The organism is Brevundimonas sp., assembly GCF_019636155.1.
In the GTDB taxonomy this organism is placed as follows: Bacteria; Pseudomonadota; Alphaproteobacteria; order Caulobacterales; family Caulobacteraceae; genus Brevundimonas.
This window is the reverse complement of sequence record NZ_JAHBYB010000002.1, coordinates 287,732-303,154: the sequence shown is the minus strand read 5'-3', so window position 1 is coordinate 303,154 and position 15,423 is coordinate 287,732. Positions and strand designations below refer to the sequence as shown.

The following is a 15,423-nucleotide window of genomic DNA, read 5'->3' as shown; positions in this document are numbered from 1 at the left end:
ATGGGCAACACGGGCGTCATCGACAATTTCCTCGGCGTATTCACCTCCTACATCGACAGCGGTTTCGGCCTGCTCGGCGGCGAGGTCGCCTTCATCGCCACGACGCTCATTGTCATCGACGTGACGCTCGCCGCGCTCTTTTGGGCATGGGGCGCGGATGACGACATCATCGCGCGCTTGGTCAGGAAGACCCTGTTTGTCGGGGTATTCGCCTACATCATTTCCAACTGGAACAATCTCGCGCGCATCGTCTTCGAGAGCTTCGCCGGCCTCGGCCTCCTGGCGTCGGGCACCAGCTTTTCGGTTGCGGACCTGATGCGGCCGGGCCGCGTGGCGCAGACCGGCCTCGACGCCGGCCGCCCGCTGCTCGATTCCATTTCCGACCTGATGGGCTGGATCGCCTTCTTTGAGAACTTCATCCAGATCGCGTGCCTGCTGTTCGCATGGGCGCTCGTGGTGTTGGCCTTCTTCATCCTCGCCATCCAGCTTTTCGTGACCCTCATCGAGTTCAAGCTGACCACGCTTGCCGGCTTCGTCCTCATCCCCTTCGGCCTGTTCGGCAAGACCGCCTTCATGGCCGAGAAGGTCTTGGGCAACGTGGTGTCCTCCGGCATCAAGGTTCTGGTGCTCGCCGTTATCATCGGTATCGGCAGCACCTTGTTTTCGCAGTTCACGGCCGGTTTCGGTGGCCAGACCCCGAGTATCGACGACGCCATGGCGATTGTGCTCGCCGCGCTGTCGCTGCTCGGCCTCGGCATCTTCGGCCCCGGCATCGCCAACGGCATCGTCTCGGGCGGCCCGCAGCTCGGGGCGGGTGCTGCCGTAGGCACGGGCCTCGCTGCCGGCGGCATGGTGCTTGCGGGCGGCGCGGCGGCTGGCGGCGGGGCCATGCTGGCCGCGAAGGGCGGCGCTGCTGCCCTGTCCGGTGGGGCCGCGGCCGTTCGCGGCGGCGCGACGGCCGCGGGAGCGGCGACCGCTGCATATAGCCTAGGCTCACTCGGCCAGACCGGAGCGGCAGGCGTTGCTTCCGGCCTCGGCGGTGTTGCACGCGCCGCAGGCTCGGCCGCCATCTCGCCGCTAAAACGCGCTGCCTCTAATGCAACATCCCAAGTAAGCGAAAGCGTCAAGTCCAGCTTCGCCGATGGCGTGCGCGCCGGTTTCGGTGCGACGGGCGGCGCGTCCTCCATGGGCACGGTAGGCAGCGCCAGCGCCAGCGCCACTGCGGCAGCCGCGCCGCCGACTTCCCCCGCTGGTCCTCCGGCTTGGGCGCAGCGGATGCAGCGCCGGCAGGCCCTCAATCACGGCACCACCATGTCAGCACATGCCGTTCGCTCCGGCGACAGCCACGGCTCCGGTTCCTCCGTCAACCTTTCCGAAAGTGACCGCTCATGAGCATCTTCAAACGACCCGCAACCCATTACGGCAAATCACCCGAACCCGAGACGCCATATCAGAAGGCCGCGCAGGCGTGGGACGAGCGTATCGGCTCGGCCCGCGTGCAGGCGAGGAACTGGCGGCTCATGGCCTTCGGTTCTCTGATCCTTTCCGCCGGCTTCGCCTCGGCGCTGGTCTGGCAATCCGCACGGGGGACCGTGGTGCCTTGGGTGGTGCAGGTCGATAATCTCGGACAGGCGCAGACCGTCGCGCCCGCGAACGCGGATTATCGCCCGACTGACCCGCAGATCGCTTTCCATCTCGGCCGCTTCATCGAGCAGGTCCGCGCGATCCCGGCCGACGCCATCATCGTCCGCCAGAATTGGCTTCGGGCTTATGAGTGGACCACGGATCGCGGCGCGGCTGCCTTGAACGACTACGCCCGCGCCAATGATCCCTTTGCCAAGGTCGGCCGTCAGCAGGTCGCCGTCGAGGTCTCGAGCGTCATCCGCGCATCCCCCAACAGCTTTCGGGTAGCGTGGACCGAACGCCATTTCGAGAGCGGCCAGCTCGCCACGACCGAACGCTGGACCGCGATCCTGACCATCGTGATCCAGCCACCGCGCAATGCCGAGCGCCTGCGCGCCAATCCGCTCGGAATCTACGTCAACGCAATTTCATGGTCGCGGGAGATGAGCCAATGAGGACGATCACCCGCACCCCGGCCGTTGCCGCCATGCTGCTTTCGGCCACCATGCTTGCGGGCTGCGCCACCAATCGCGCCCAGCAATGGAGCTATGACGATACCGTGCCGCCGCTGCCGACCGTGCAGGCGGCCGTCACCAACGACACGCCCCGGCCGCTGCATGTCCCGCCGGCATGGACCGTGGCGCGGGGCGGCGAGGCTGCCGGCACGCCGACCGGCCGCGTCGAGAATGCCAACGCCGCCGCCCGCGTCGAGCCGCGCCGCGAAGGCTACTACAACGCGATCCAGATTTATCCGTGGAGCGAAGGCGCGCTCTATCAGGTCTATGCCGCAGTTGGGCAGATCACGACCATTGCGCTGGAGCCGGGCGAGAGCCTGACCGGCGCGGGGCCGATCGCGGCCGGCGACACCGCGCGTTGGATCATCGGCGACACCGAGAGCGGCAGCGGTGCGAACCGCCGCGTCCATATCCTTGTGAAGCCGACACGCACGGACATTTCCACCAACCTTGTCGTCACCACCGACCGGCGCACTTACATGATCGAGCTGCGCGCGCGGGAATCGCTCTATATGCCTGCCGTGGCTTGGGCCTATCCCGCAACGCCTGCCAGTCAGCGCCAGACAGTCCCGGCCGCGCCCGTCATGCCGGCCGAGACCGCTAGGAATTACCGCTACGGCCTGACAGGCGACAGCCCGCCGTGGCGACCCAGCTCTGTCTTCGACGATGGCCGCCGCGTCTATGTCGTCTTCCCGGCCGGGATCGTGCAGGGCGAGATGCCGCCGATCTTCGTGCTCGGCTCCAATGGCGAGCAGCAGATCGTCAACAGTCGAGTCCACCAGAACGTCCTGATCGTTGACCGGCTGTTCGGCACGGCCGAGCTGCGCCTTGGCAGCGGCAACCGCCAGCAGGTCGTCAGGATCGTCCGCATCAACCCGACGCAGGCCGCCGCCGCGCAGCCCGCCAGCGCGACCGGAGACTCCCCGTCATGACAGACAACACCATCACCGACACCGCTGCACCCATGCGGCTGCGCGCCGAGCCGCCCCGCGTCACCCGCCTGTCCCGCAAGATGCTGGCAGGCGCTGGCGCTGTCGCGCTTCTCGGCATCGGGGGCGCACTGATCTACGCGCTCCAGACCCGCGATGCAGGACCGGGCAGCGAAGAACTCTATTCGACCGAGAACCGACCCACGGCGGACGGGCTATCCGGCCTGCCGCGCGACTACACCGGCCCGGTGCTCGGCCCGGCGCTGCCGGGCGACCTCGGCCGTCCGATCCTCGACGCCCAGAACCGAGGGCAGCCCGTCGCACCGCCTACGATGGCGACGCCCGCCGTCGATCCCGACGAACAGCGCCGTCTCGCCGAGGAAGAAGCCGCGCGCTTGAGCAACGTGTTCTTCCAGTCCGGCCCGCGCACCGGAGCGCCAGACGGAACGGTCATGCCGGGCCTCGCCGGAATCGGCGCGCAGCCGGACGGGACGGGGCAGAATCGGCATACGGCGTTTCTCAACGGGCCGGTGGACCGGCAGACCGTCGCCCCGGATCGCGTCATGCCGCCAGCGTCGCCCTATATTCTTCAGGCCGGGGCCGTGATCCCGGCCGCGCTCATCACCGGCATCCGTTCGGACCTTCCCGGCCAGATCACCGCGCAGGTCACGGAAAACGTCTATGACAGCCCGACCGGCTCGCTGCTCCTGATCCCGCAGGGCACGCGCATCATCGGCCAATACGACGATGGCGTGACCTTCGGCCAGCGCCGCGTGTTGTTGGTGTGGAACCGCCTGATCCTGCCGGGCGGCCGCTCCATCGTTCTGGAGCGCCTGCCGGGCGCGGACGCCAGCGGCTATGCCGGCCTTGAGGATGGCGTCGATTATCATTGGTGGGATCTGATGAAGGCCGCAGGGCTGTCCACGCTGCTCGCAGTCGGCACAGAGTTGGCGACGAGCGACGAGGACCGGCTGATCCGCGCCATCCGCGACGGGGCGCAGGATACCGTCAATCAGGCCGGCCAGCAGATCGTCCAGCGCCAGTTGCAGGTTGCGCCGACGCTCACCATCCGGCCGGGGTTCCCGGTTCGCATCATCGTAACCCGCGACCTCGTGTTCGAGCCGACAAGAGGTTGAGCATGACCAAGCTGAAACTCGGCCCGCTGCCCGACGACAAGCCCGTCAAGGTGACGGTGGAGCTGCCTGCGGCGCTTCACCGCGATCTGGTCGCCTATGCCGAGGTGCTGGCCCGCGAGAGCGGCCAGCCCGTCGCCGATCCCGTCAGGCTGATCGTGCCCATGTTGGAGCGGTTCATCGCAACGGATCGCGGTTTCGCCAAGGCACGGCGAGCCACAAGCTAAGTCCTATCCTGACAGCAGGGGTGCCGCCAGCGCATCACCGCAAATGCGGCACGCTACAGGCCGCCGACTGCCCTCCATGGTTCGCCTAATTCCGGGGCCTATAGCGCCCCGGAATCCACCAGAACCAAGGAGGATTCCATGTGCGCAGAGCGCCGCCGCGCCCGCAAAGGGCGACCGCGACACCCGGTCCCCGAACCACTTCCCGACGATCTTTTCGACTACGCCGACGAACCCACGCCGGATGGCCGGGAACGCCGCAGGTCGCCGCTTCGCATCGTCGATGTTGAGACGCTGCCGGTCTTCGACGACTGGCCCGAGAAGGTGCCGATCACCGAGGAAGAACTGCAAATCTTCGAGCGGCATTTCGGGCATGTGCTCGACCGGCTATTCGGCCCCATCGACCCCGATCCAGACAATCAGGGCTTGCCATCGTTATCATCCGATGATAACAGTAAGTCATGAGCGAGGATCGTGACCAGAGCCTCGACACGCTTCTGGACCTCGACGGTCAGGTGCTTGTCGTCGATCCCGAGGGCGGCCATTGGGTGAAGTTCATCGTCACCCGCGTTCCGGCATCGCCGGAAAAGCCGCACGGCCTCGATTACTCGCTCACGCTTCACGGGCCTTCGGGCGAACGGCTGGTCGGCTTCGATAACGCCCATCCGGTCGGCCGGGGCAGACGCGGCGAGCCGATGGACCATCGACACCGCCTCCAGACCGTGAAGCCCTACGCCTACGAGGACGCGGCCACGCTGCTGGCCGACTTCTGGCAGGCGGTGGACGCGGTATTGAAGGAGCGAGGCGTAACATGACCACATTGAAAGTCGGGATCGCCGGCTATGACGAGATGAAGGCCCGCACCATGCGGATCGCCAAGGGCGAGGAAAAGCCGGCGGCGGACGATCCGAAGGTGTGGTTCACATCCATGGAATCCTTCGCGCAACTCCTGTCCAGCGGGAACCGCGAGCTGCTACGCGTCATCGACGAGCAGTCGCCCGGCTCGCTGGAGGAACTGTCGCGGATCACGGGACGGGCAAAGCCCAACCTGTCCCGAACCCTCAAGAAGATGGCGAGCTACGGCCTTGTCCGCATGGACCCCGGCGAAGGCCAGAAGCTCGTGCCCAAGGTGCTGCATGATCGTGTCGAGCTGGCCTTGCCCTTGCTCGAACGCCGCGCGGCGAAAGGAGGCGCGCTATGAACATTCATTCCCCGCACGTCGCCCAACGCGCCGCGCTCTATCTGCGCGTCTCGACGGCGCGGCAGGCCGAGCATGACGTGTCGATCCCCGACCAGAAGCGGCAGGGCGAAGCCTATTGCGAGTCTCGCGGCTATCAGCTTGTGGAAACCTTCGTCGAGCCGGGTGCATCGGCGACCAACGACCGCCGCCCCGAGTTCCAGCGCATGATCGAAGCCGGCACGTCGAAGCCGCCAGCGTTCGACGTGGTGGTGGTGCATAGCTTCTCGCGGTTCTTTCGCGACGAATTTGAAATGGAATACTACTACCGGAAGCTGGCGAAGAACGGCGTCAAGCTCGTATCCATGACGCAGGAACTTGGTGACGATCCGATCCACCAGATGATGCGGCGGATCATGTCACTGTTCGACGAATACCAGTCAAAGGAGAACGCCAAGCACGTCCTGCGCGCCTTGAAGGAGAACGCGCGGCAAGGCTTCTGGAACGGTTCGCTGCCGCCCATCGGCTACCGCGTCGTCGATGCCGAGCAGCGCGGCACGAAGATGAAGAAGAAGCTGGAAATCGACCCGCTGCACGCCGACACCGTGCGGCTGATCTTCCGCCTCGCATCGGAAGGCGACGGCACGTCCGGCCCCATGGGCGTCAAGAACATTGTCAGCTACCTCAACAGGAACAGCATGTTCACTCGCAGCGGCGGGCGTTGGGGCATCGGCCAGCTTCACCGTGTCCTGACCCGCCGCACCTATGTCGGCGAACATCGCTTCAATCGCCGTTCCAAGAAAGGCGAGGTGAAGCCGGAGGAAGAAGTCGTCACCGTCGCGGTGCCGCCGCTGATCGACCTTGAGATATTCGAGGCGGTGCAGAAGCGGTTGCAGGTCAACAACCCGAAGGTGACACCGCCACGCGTCGTCAGCGGCCCGAACCTGCTGACCGGCATTTGCTATTGCGGCAATTGCGGCGGGGCTATGACGCTGCGCACCGGCAAGAACGGCCGCTATCGCTATTATGCCTGTTCGATCCGGGCGCGGCAGGGCGAAACCGGCTGCAAGGGCCGCGCGATCCCGATGGACAAGCTCGACCGCATCGTGGTCAGCCACATCGAGGAAAGGCTGCTGGACCCCGAGCGGATCGAAGACGTGCTCGCCTCGCTATTGGATCGCCGGCAGGAGAGCGTCGAGCGGCGCAGCCAGCACATCGCCGAATTGAACCAGCGCGCGGCCGAGGCCGACATGCGCCTCAAGCGGCTCTATGAAGCTATCGAAGCCGGTTCACTCGATCCGGCCGAATCCGCCCTCGGCGAACGCATCGCCGGCCTTACAGCGATACGGGATCAGGCACGGGCCGACGCCGCAAGGACCGAGGCCATGCTGAAAAGCTCGGCCCATCAGGGCCTCACAGGGGCGGCCGTGCGGGAACTGGCGAGCGAAGCGCGCGCCGGGCTTCGGCTTGAAAAGAGCGGCTATCGGCGGGATCACGTCCGGGCTTTCGCCCAGCATGTCGAGGTCGCGGACGACGCGATCTACATCAACGGCAGCAAAAGCACGCTGTTGAGGATGCTGATAGCTACTAAAGGAGGGAAATCGGCGGGAATCGGCGTTCCCGGTTTTATACCGAAGTGGCGGACAGGGTGGGATTCGAACCCACGGTGGGCTTCCACCCACGGCGGTTTTCAAGACCGCTGCCTTAAACCACTCGGCCACCTGTCCATCGCCCGGCGACGGGCAGGGAAGGGTGCATAGCAGCACAAGGGCGCGTTAACCAAAGCGGAAATCCTTGCGGCCCATCCTGAGCTCATGATGCGGTCCAGGCTGGGAGCGAGGGGATGGCGGGGGCTGCTGATCGCGGCCCTGGCCCTGACGTCCGCCGCCTGCGCCAGCATGGGCCCGCGGCCGGGCGGCGCCGCCGTCGCCTATCCGGCCGTCGACGATCCGGCCCCGATCGTCAGCGGGACCATGCGGCCCTATCAGGTGCGCGGCCGTTGGTATCGGCCCGAGGAACAGCCGGCCTATGACGAGGTGGGCCTGGCCTCATGGTATGGCGACGCCTTCAACGGCCGGCCCACGGCCACGGGCGAGATCTTCGACATGCACGCCCTGACGGCGGCGCATAAGACCTTGCCTCTGCCCGGTTTGGTCGAGGTGACCAACATGGCCAACGGCCGTCGGGCGGTCCTGCGGGTCAATGACCGGGGGCCTTTCGTCGATGGACGCATCCTGGACCTTTCGCGCGGCGCGGCGCAGGAGCTGGGCCTGCTTCAGGCCGGGGTGGGCCAGGTGCGGGTGCGTTATCTGGGCCGGGCGCCGCGGCTGGGCGGGGGCAGGGCGCTGCAGGTCGCCCAGACGCCGCCGTCAACCGCGCAGACCGCGCGCCCGCCGCCGGTCGAGCCGCGCGCCTTCTGGGTCCAGGCCGGGGCCTTTTCCGATGTGGAGCGGGCGCGGCGGGCCGCCGACGCCCTGGGCCGTTCGGCTCGCATCGACGATGCTCGCGGCGGTCTCTACCGCGTCATGCTGGGCCCCTGGCCCGACGCCAATGCCGCCGAGCGCGCGCGCCAGGCCGCCGTCGCCTTCGGCTATGTCGACGCCATGCTGATTTCCGGCGGCTGAGGCGGCCTGCGCCCTTGGCGGGGGGCGGCCGGGCCGCCATTGTGCGCCGATGACTCGCGGGCGGTTCATCACCCTGGAAGGCGGCGAAGGCGCCGGCAAGACGACCCAGGCCGTGCGCCTGGTCGAACGGCTGCGCGCCCAGGGGATCGAGGCGATCCGCACGCGCGAGCCGGGCGGCAGTCCGGGCGCAGAGACCATCCGCAACCTGGTCGTTTCCGGCGAGACCGAGGCCTGGTCGGCCATGACCGAGACCCTGCTGATGTACGCCGCGCGCTGCGACCATCTGGAACGGACCATCCGTCCGGCCCTGGACGCCGGCCGCTGGGTGGTCTGCGACCGTTTCGCCGATTCCAGCCGGGCCTATCAGGGGGCGGGCGGCGGCGTGGCGCCCCAGGTGATCGAGGCCATCGACGCCGCCGTGGTCGGCGCCGATCAGCCGGACCTGACCCTGGTGTTCGACCTGCCTGTCGAGGTGGGGCTGGAGCGGGCGTTCGGCCGGGGCCTGTTCGAGACCCGGTTCGAAGCCAAGGGCCTGGCCTTCCATCAGCGGCTGCGCGACGGGTTCGCCGACATCGCCCGCCGTCACCCCCAGCGCTGTGTGATGATCGACGCCGACGCCGATCCGGATACGGTCGAGGCGCGTCTCTGGGCCGCGGTGCGGGAGCGGCTGCTGTGACCGACCACCCCCGCGACCGGTTCGACCTGGTTCCCGACGAGGCGGCGGAGACGGCGTTTCTGGATGCGCTTGAGCGCGGGCGCCTGCATCACGCCTGGCTGTTGTGCGGGCCGGAGGGGGCCGGGAAAGCCAGTTTCGCCTATCGGGCGGCGCGTCGTCTGCTGGGCGCCGCGCCGGACCCCGCGCGGGGACCTCTGGGCGCGCGGCCGGACGATCCGGTCAGCCGCCTGGTCTCGGCCCAGGCCCATCCCGACCTGCTGGTGCTGGAGCGCCTGGTGGAGGGCGGACGGACCAAGCGGAACATCTCGGTCGACCAGGCGCGTGACCTGCCGGAGTTCTTCGCCAAGAGCCCGTCCCAGGCGCGTCACAGGGTGGCGATCATCGATGCGGCCGACGACCTGAATCTGAATGCCGCCAACGCCCTGCTGAAGGTTCTTGAGGAACCGCCTGAGCGTGGCGTCCTGTTCCTGGTGACCCATGCCCCGGGGCGGCTTCTGGCCACCATCCGGTCCCGTTGCCGTCGCCTGGCCTTTCCTGTCTGGGCCGAGGATAGGCTGGAGGCCCTGGTCGCGCGCCGCACGGGCGTGGGCGGCGAGGCGGCGCATCGGGCGGCGGTCATGGCGGGCGGTTCGCCCGGCCGCGCCCTGGCCCTGGCCGCGGGGCCGGTGGTCGAGGCCGACGAACTGGCCCGCGCCTGGGTGGCCGCCGACGCGGATCGGGCCGAGCAGCTGGCCGTCATCGACGGCTTCCGGGGCGCGGAGGGCCAGGCGCGGTTCGACATCCTGATGGAACGGTTGATCGCGGCCGTGCGCGAAAGGGCCCTGTCGGCGGGCCCCGACGGCGCGCGCTGGGCCGAGCTGTGGGGGCGGCTGTCCGAACTGCCTGAGCGTCAATCCGGCCTGAACCTGGACAAGGGCGACGTCCTGTCCGGCGCCCTGGCCGACCTGGCCCGCACCCGGCGGATGACGGGGCCCCCGGCATGCTGATCGACAGCCACGTCAACCTGCATGCGCCACAGTTCGACGCGGATCGTGACGCCGTGATCGAACGGGCGCGTGAGGCGGGGGTATCCCTGATGGTCGAAATCTCGGACCGGCTGGCGACCTTCGAGGCGACGCACGGCCTGGCCATGGCCCATCCGGACATCTGGTGCACCGTCGGCGTCCATCCGCACGAGGCGCGGCATTATGCGGACCTGACGTCCTCACGGCTGATCGGTCTGGCGGGGCGGCCGCGGGTGGTCGGGATCGGCGAGTGCGGCCTGGACTTCCACTACGACCTCAGTCCGCGGGAAACCCAGGCCCAGGTCTTCCGCGCCCATGTCGCCGCGGCGCGCCAGACGGGCCTGCCCCTGGTGGTCCATACGCGCGAGGCCGACGACGTGATGGCCGCGATCCTGAGGGAGGAGATGGCCGAAGGGCCATTCCGCTTCCTGATGCACTGCTACACCAGCGGCCCGCAACTGGCGGAACTGGCAGCCGAACTTGGCGCCTGGTTCTCGGTCTCGGGCATCGCCACCTTCAAGGCGGCGGACGATGTGCGGGCGGTGATCCGCGACATGCCGGCCGACCGGATCATCGTCGAGACCGACTGCCCCTATCTGGCGCCGATCCCGCACCGGGGGCGCCGCAACGAACCGGCCTATGTGGGCCATGTCCTCGACAAGCTGGCCGAGATCCGGGGCTGGAGCCGGGAAGAGGCCGAGGCGCGGACGACCGACGCCTTCTTCGCCCTGTTTGACCGCATTCCGCGCCCGGAGGGGGCATGAGCGACCAGCTGGAGATCACGGTGCTGGGCTGCGGCTCGTCCGGCGGCGTCCCGCGCGGCGACGGCGACTGGGGCGTCTGCGACCCGGGCGAACCCCGCAACCGGCGCAGTCGCTGTTCGATGCTGGCCCGGCGACGGGGCCGCGAAGGCGAGACGGCGGTCCTGATCGACACCTCTCCGGATCTGCGCGAGCAGGCGCTGGCGGCCGGACTGAAGACGCTGGACGCCGTCTTCTATACCCACGATCATGCCGACCAGACCCATGGGATCGATGATCTGCGCGTCTTCGCCATGCGGGCAAGGCGGCGGATACCAGCCTGGATGGACGCGCCCACGGCGGCGGCCCTGCACCACCGCTTCCGCTATATCTTCGAGAGTCTTGAGGGCTATCCGCCCATCCTGGAGCGTCGCGACCTGCCGCCGCACGGCGTCGGGTGGAGCATCGACGGGGCGGGCGGGTCGATCCCGGTCGTCACCTTCGACCAGGCGCATGGCCCGATCCGTTCAGTCGGCTATCGACTGGGACCGGTCGCCTATTCCAGTGATGTGTCCGACCTGGACCCGGCGGCGCTAGACGCCGTGCGGGGCTGCGCGCTGTGGATCGTGGACGCCCTCAGGATGACGCCACACCCGACCCACGCCCACCTGGACAAGACGCTGGACTGGATCGCCGAGGCGGGAGTGGAGCGCGCCCTGCTGACCAATCTGCACATCGACATGGACTATCAGACCCTTCGCCGGCGCGTGCCGGCGAATGTCGAGGTGGCCCATGACGGCTGGACGGCGGCGTTTCCGCTCTGATCCGACCGCCCGGCGTCAGGCCGGGTTTTCTTCCAGCCGCTTGTCCAGATAGGCGCCGACGCGGCGGTCGACGGCCTCCAGATGGTCCTGCCAGAAGTGGGTCGCGCCCTCTTCCAGTTCATAGTCGATGACGATGCCCTTCTGGGTCCGCAGCTTGTTGACCACGCGCTCCACCTCGATCGGCGGGACGATGGTGTCGGCCGTGCCGTGCAGGAACAGGCCCGAGGCCGGGCAGGGGGCCAGGAAGCTGAAATCGTAGATGTTGGACGGCGGCGACACCGAGATGAAGCCGTCCGTTTCCGGCCGGCGCATCAGCAGCTGCATGCCGATATAGGCCCCGAACTGATAGCCGGCGACCCAGGTCTGGCTGGCGGCCGGATTGTTGGCCTGGAGCCAGTCCAGGGCCGTGGCCGCGTCGGCCAGCTCGCCTATGCCGCTGTCGAATTCGCCCTGGGACTTGCCGACGCCGCGGCTGTTGTAGCGCAGGGTGGCGAAGCCGCGCTTGACGAACAGCTGGTGCAGGGTCACCGCCACCGGATTGTTCATATGTCCCGCCGCCTTGGGGTGCGGGTGCAGGATCAGGGCGATGGGGGCGTTCGGGCGCTTGCCCGGCGAATAGCGACCTTCGATGCGGCCCGAGGCGCCGGGCAGAATGACTTCAGGCATGGAAATCCCGTCTCAACTGTCGTTTCGCAGTCGCGTAATACTTGACCGGGGCAGTCGGACTTTCTAAGTCCGCCACGCGCGCCGGTTCGCCCGCGAAGGCGGGGGTCTTAGCACAACAGCCCCCGAAAGCGCGCAATTTTTGAGGAACCCGCGATGCGACTGTCGACCAAGGGACGATACGCCGTGATGGCCATGGCCGATCTGGCCCGGAACGGACGGGATCGCGCGGTGTCCCTGGCCGAGATCGCGGCGCGGCAGGAGATTTCCCTGAGTTATCTGGAACAGCTGTTCGCGCGCCTGAGGAAGAGCGGCCTGGTCCGTTCCGTGCGCGGCCCTGGCGGCGGCTATCGTCTGGCGCGGGGGTCGCGGGAGACGACGGTGGCCGAGATCGTTCTGGCGGTGGACGAGCCGATCCGCGCGACCCGCTGCGCCGCCCATTCGTCCCCGCGCGGCTGCATGATGGCCGGCGAACGCTGCATCACCCACAATCTGTGGGAGGATCTGGGCGAGGAGATCCACGCCTTCCTGGCCGCCGTGTCTCTGGAGGATGTGGTGATGAACCGCACGGGCGCGCGGCGCCGGTCGGCGGCGGATGGTCAAGTGGGAGCGGCGGCGTGAGCGTCTATCTGGATTACAACGCCTCGGCCCTGGTTCGCCCGGAAGTTCAGGATGTCATGGCCAAGGCCCTGGCCGACAACGGCAATCCCTCGGCTGTCCACGCCGCCGGGCGGCGCGCGCGGGCGCGGGTCGAAACGGCGCGGGCCCAGGTCGCGGCCCTGGTCGGGGCCGATGCGACGGCGGTGGTCTTCTCGTCCGGCGGCACGGAATCGAACGCCCAGGCCCTGCTGAGCGCCCTGGCGGCCGGATGCGAGCGGCTGATCGTCTGCGCCACCGAACATCCCTGTGTGGCCGAGGCGGCGACCGCGTCGGGCAAGCCGGTGAAGATGCTGCCGGTGAACCGCGACGGCGTGGTCGACCTGAACAGGCTGCGCGAACTGCTGGGCCAGCCGGGCAGGGCGGTGGTCGCCATCCATCACGCCAATAACGAGAGCGGCGCGATCCAGCCCATCGCCGAGGCGGCGCGGCTGGTGCGGTCGGCGGGCGGCTGGCTGCATGTCGACGCCATCCAGTCGGCGGGCAAGATTCCGGTCGATATGGCCGCCCTGGGCGCCGATTCCCTTACCCTGTCGGCGCACAAGCTGGGCGGGCCGCAGGGCGTGGGCGCCCTGGTGCTGAAGGAAGGCCGCGAGGCCGTTCGCATGATCCACGGCGCCGGCCAGGAACGCGGTCTGCGCGCCGGCACCGAGAATGTGCCGGGCATCGCCGGTTTCGGCGCCGCGGCCGACTGCGCCGCGCGTGATCTGGCCGCGTCCCAGGCCCATGTCGCCTGGCGCGACGCCGCCGAGGCGCGGGTCAAGGCAGCCGGGGCGACCATCATCGCCGAAGGCGCGCCGCGCCTGCCCAACACCCTGTTCATGGCCGCCCCCGGCTGGGACAGCCCGCAGCAGCTGATCACCCTGGATCTGATGGGGGTGATGGTTTCGGCCGGCAGCGCCTGCTCGTCGGGCAAGACCAAGCCGTCGCGCGCCATACTGGCCACCGGCCTGGTCGATCTGGCCACCAACGGCATTCGGATCTCGGGCGGCTGGGGCACGACCGAGGCCGACTGGATCCGGTTCGCCGACGCCTGGCTGGAGGCCTGGGGCAAACGCCGGGCCCGGGCGGCCCAGACGGTCGAGGTCGCCTGATGGTCGCGGTCAAGGAGACCATCGACGCCGTCGCGGCGCTGGAGACCTATGAGCACGGCTTCGTCTCGGACATCGAGACCGAGTTCGCGCCCAAGGGGCTGAACGCCGACATCGTGCGCTTCATCAGCCAGAAGAAGGGCGAGCCCCAGTGGATGCTGGACTGGCGCCTGGCCGCCTTCGAACGCTGGCAGGCGATGGAGGAGCCGACCTGGGCCTCCGTGAAATACGAACCGGTCGACTATCAGGACCTGCACTACTACGCCGCGCCCAAGAAGAAGGACGGTCCCAAGAGCCTGGACGAGGTCGATCCCGAGCTTCTGGAAGTCTATGCCAAGCTAGGCATCCCGCTGAAGGAGCAAGAGGTGCTGGCGGGGGTCCAGGGCGCGCCCAAGGTGGCGGTGGACGCCGTGTTCGACAGCGTCAGCGTGGTCACCACCTTCAAGGCCGAACTGGCCAAGGCGGGCGTGATCTTCATGCCTATTTCCGAGGCCTTGCGCGAATATCCTGATCTGGTGCGCCAATATCTCGGCACCGTCGTCCCGGTGTCGGACAACTATTTCGCCGCCCTGAACAGCGCCGTGTTTTCGGACGGGTCGTTCGTCTATGTGCCGCCGGGCGTGCGCTGCCCGATGGAGCTGTCGACCTATTTCCGCATCAACGCCTCTTCCACCGGCCAGTTCGAGCGGACCCTGATCATCGCCGACCGGGGCGCCTATGTCTCCTATCTGGAAGGCTGCACGGCGCCGATGCGCGACGAGAACCAGTTGCACGCGGCGGTGGTTGAGCTGGTGGCGCTGGACGACGCCGAGATCAAATATTCGACGGTCCAGAACTGGTATCCGGGCGATGCGGAAGGGCGGGGCGGCATCTACAATTTCGTCACCAAGCGCGCCGACTGCCGCGGCGACCGGTCCAAGGTGTCCTGGACCCAGGTTGAGACGGGTTCGGCCGTCACCTGGAAATATCCCTCCTGCCTGCTGAAGGGCGAGGACAGCTCGGGCGAGTTCTATTCCATCGCCATCACCAACGGCCGCCAGCAGGCCGACACCGGCACCAAGATGGTGCACCTGGGCCGGAACTCGAAATCCCGCATCATCGCCAAGGCGGTCTCGGCGGGGAAGTCGGACTCGACCTATCGCGGCCTGGTCTCGGTGCACCCCAAGGCGACGGGTGTCCGCAACTTCACCCAGTGCGACAGCCTGCTGATCGGCAAGGACTGCGGCAGCCACACCGTGCCCTATATCGAGGCCCGCAACGGCTCGGCCCAGCTGGAGCACGAGGCGACGACAACGCGCCTGAGCGAGGACCAGCTGTTCTACGCCCAGCAGCGCGGCCTGTCCGAGGAGGAGGCGGTCGCCCTTCTGGTCAACGGCTTCGTCCGCGACGTGCTGCAGGAACTGCCGATGGAGTTCGCCGTCGAGGCGCAGAAGCTGGTGGCGATCAGTCTTGAAGGGAGCGTGGGATGACGTTCTCTGCCGAAACCTTTGAGCGGGCCCATTGGCACTGTGCGTGTCATCGTGACGAGCTTCGCGCCAGCAAG

At 68.0% G+C, this 15,423-nt stretch carries 18 protein-coding genes, 1 tRNA gene and 1 pseudogene; 17 read left to right on the top strand and 3 right to left on the bottom strand.

Annotated elements, in window-relative coordinates:
• The 9 genes and pseudogenes from trbL to KF910_RS14300 form a co-directional block, all read left to right on the top strand.
• Entirely contained in the window at window positions 1-1,392 is a 1,392-nt protein-coding gene (gene trbL / locus KF910_RS03505; protein ID WP_292258817.1) for a P-type conjugative transfer protein TrbL, read from the top strand.
• A complete protein-coding gene (gene trbF / locus KF910_RS03500; protein WP_099547428.1) occupies window positions 1,389-2,078 on the top strand; it encodes a conjugal transfer protein TrbF in 690 nt (229 codons plus the stop codon). Before trbL ends, trbF begins: the two co-directional genes overlap by 4 nt.
• Window positions 2,075-3,070 carry a P-type conjugative transfer protein TrbG gene (trbG, locus tag KF910_RS03495; protein WP_292258816.1) on the top strand — a complete coding sequence of 332 codons (996 nt, stop codon included), beginning with the start codon at window positions 2,075-2,077 and terminating at the stop codon, window positions 3,068-3,070. Before trbF ends, trbG begins: the two co-directional genes overlap by 4 nt.
• Window positions 3,067-4,203: a TrbI/VirB10 family protein gene (locus tag KF910_RS03490; RefSeq protein WP_292258815.1), complete on the top strand. Its 1,137-nt coding sequence runs from the start codon at window positions 3,067-3,069 to the stop codon at window positions 4,201-4,203. Before trbG ends, KF910_RS03490 begins: the two co-directional genes overlap by 4 nt.
• Before the next feature lie 2 nt (window positions 4,204-4,205).
• Complete coding sequence (locus KF910_RS03485) at window positions 4,206-4,427, top strand: DUF2274 domain-containing protein (RefSeq protein ID WP_292258814.1); 222 nt, start codon at window positions 4,206-4,208, stop codon at window positions 4,425-4,427.
• 138 nt (window positions 4,428-4,565) lie between these two features.
• Complete coding sequence (locus tag KF910_RS03480) at window positions 4,566-4,889, top strand: hypothetical protein (RefSeq protein WP_292258813.1); 324 nt, start codon at window positions 4,566-4,568, stop codon at window positions 4,887-4,889.
• Window positions 4,886-5,239, top strand: a complete 354-nt coding sequence (locus KF910_RS03475; protein ID WP_279677963.1) for a toxin-antitoxin system TumE family protein — start codon at window positions 4,886-4,888, stop codon at window positions 5,237-5,239. Before KF910_RS03480 ends, KF910_RS03475 begins: the two co-directional genes overlap by 4 nt.
• Window positions 5,236-5,625: a helix-turn-helix domain-containing protein gene (locus KF910_RS03470; RefSeq protein WP_279677964.1), complete on the top strand. Its 390-nt coding sequence runs from the start codon at window positions 5,236-5,238 to the stop codon at window positions 5,623-5,625. The genes KF910_RS03475 and KF910_RS03470 overlap by 4 nt, the downstream gene beginning before the upstream one ends.
• Window positions 5,622-6,662 (top strand): annotated as a pseudogene (locus KF910_RS14300) (recombinase family protein); the annotation flags it as partial. The gene KF910_RS03470 and the pseudogene KF910_RS14300, both read left to right, overlap by 4 nt.
• Before the next feature lie 228 nt (window positions 6,663-6,890).
• On the opposite strand, the gene KF910_RS03460 reads toward KF910_RS14300, so the two are convergent.
• Both KF910_RS03460 and KF910_RS03455 read right to left on the bottom strand, forming a co-directional pair.
• A complete protein-coding gene (locus KF910_RS03460; protein ID WP_292258811.1) occupies window positions 6,891-7,118 on the bottom strand; it encodes a hypothetical protein in 228 nt (75 codons plus the stop codon).
• A 120-nt stretch (window positions 7,119-7,238) separates the two neighbouring features.
• A tRNA-Ser gene (locus tag KF910_RS03455) sits at window positions 7,239-7,328 on the bottom strand.
• A gap of 90 nt (window positions 7,329-7,418) precedes the next feature.
• Between KF910_RS03455 and KF910_RS03450 the strand changes: the two genes are divergently transcribed.
• From KF910_RS03450 to KF910_RS03430, 5 genes are read left to right on the top strand one after another with little or no spacing between them, the layout of a single operon-like run.
• Window positions 7,419-8,225 carry a septal ring lytic transglycosylase RlpA family protein gene (locus tag KF910_RS03450; RefSeq protein WP_292258810.1) on the top strand — a complete coding sequence of 269 codons (807 nt, stop codon included), beginning with the start codon at window positions 7,419-7,421 and terminating at the stop codon, window positions 8,223-8,225.
• Between the two features lie 49 nt (window positions 8,226-8,274).
• Window positions 8,275-8,901, top strand: a complete 627-nt coding sequence (gene tmk, locus KF910_RS03445) for a dTMP kinase (protein WP_292258809.1) — start codon at window positions 8,275-8,277, stop codon at window positions 8,899-8,901.
• Window positions 8,898-9,887 (top strand): DNA polymerase III subunit delta', encoded by a 990-nt coding sequence (locus KF910_RS03440; protein ID WP_292258808.1) that lies wholly within the window; start codon window positions 8,898-8,900, stop codon window positions 9,885-9,887. The genes tmk and KF910_RS03440 overlap by 4 nt, the downstream gene beginning before the upstream one ends.
• On the top strand, window positions 9,881-10,669 hold the full coding sequence (locus KF910_RS03435) for a TatD family hydrolase (RefSeq protein ID WP_292258807.1): 789 nt from the start codon (window positions 9,881-9,883) through the stop codon (window positions 10,667-10,669). Before KF910_RS03440 ends, KF910_RS03435 begins: the two co-directional genes overlap by 7 nt.
• Entirely contained in the window at window positions 10,666-11,469 is an 804-nt protein-coding gene (locus tag KF910_RS03430; protein ID WP_292258806.1) for an MBL fold metallo-hydrolase, read from the top strand. The genes KF910_RS03435 and KF910_RS03430 overlap by 4 nt, the downstream gene beginning before the upstream one ends.
• 15 nt (window positions 11,470-11,484) lie before the next feature.
• Here the strand turns inward: KF910_RS03430 and KF910_RS03425 are convergent, their stop codons facing one another.
• The gene (locus KF910_RS03425) at window positions 11,485-12,135 is read right to left on the bottom strand and encodes an alpha/beta hydrolase (protein ID WP_292258805.1); all 651 of its coding nucleotides are present in this window, start codon (window positions 12,133-12,135) and stop codon (window positions 11,485-11,487) included.
• Window positions 12,136-12,288: 153 nt separating this feature from the next.
• On the opposite strand from KF910_RS03425, the gene KF910_RS03420 reads away from it, so the two are divergent.
• Genes KF910_RS03420 through sufB form a run of 3 tightly spaced genes read left to right on the top strand, consistent with a single transcriptional unit; the run spans window position 12,289 to window position 15,349 of the window.
• A complete protein-coding gene (locus KF910_RS03420; RefSeq protein WP_292258804.1) occupies window positions 12,289-12,753 on the top strand; it encodes an Rrf2 family transcriptional regulator in 465 nt (154 codons plus the stop codon).
• Window positions 12,750-13,883, top strand: coding sequence for a cysteine desulfurase family protein (locus KF910_RS03415; RefSeq protein WP_292258803.1), 1,134 nt, complete (start codon window positions 12,750-12,752; stop codon window positions 13,881-13,883). The genes KF910_RS03420 and KF910_RS03415 overlap by 4 nt, the downstream gene beginning before the upstream one ends.
• Window positions 13,883-15,349 carry a Fe-S cluster assembly protein SufB gene (gene sufB / locus KF910_RS03410; RefSeq protein WP_292258802.1) on the top strand — a complete coding sequence of 489 codons (1,467 nt, stop codon included), beginning with the start codon at window positions 13,883-13,885 and terminating at the stop codon, window positions 15,347-15,349. Before KF910_RS03415 ends, sufB begins: the two co-directional genes overlap by 1 nt.
• The last annotated feature ends 74 nt before the right edge of the window (window positions 15,350-15,423 follow it).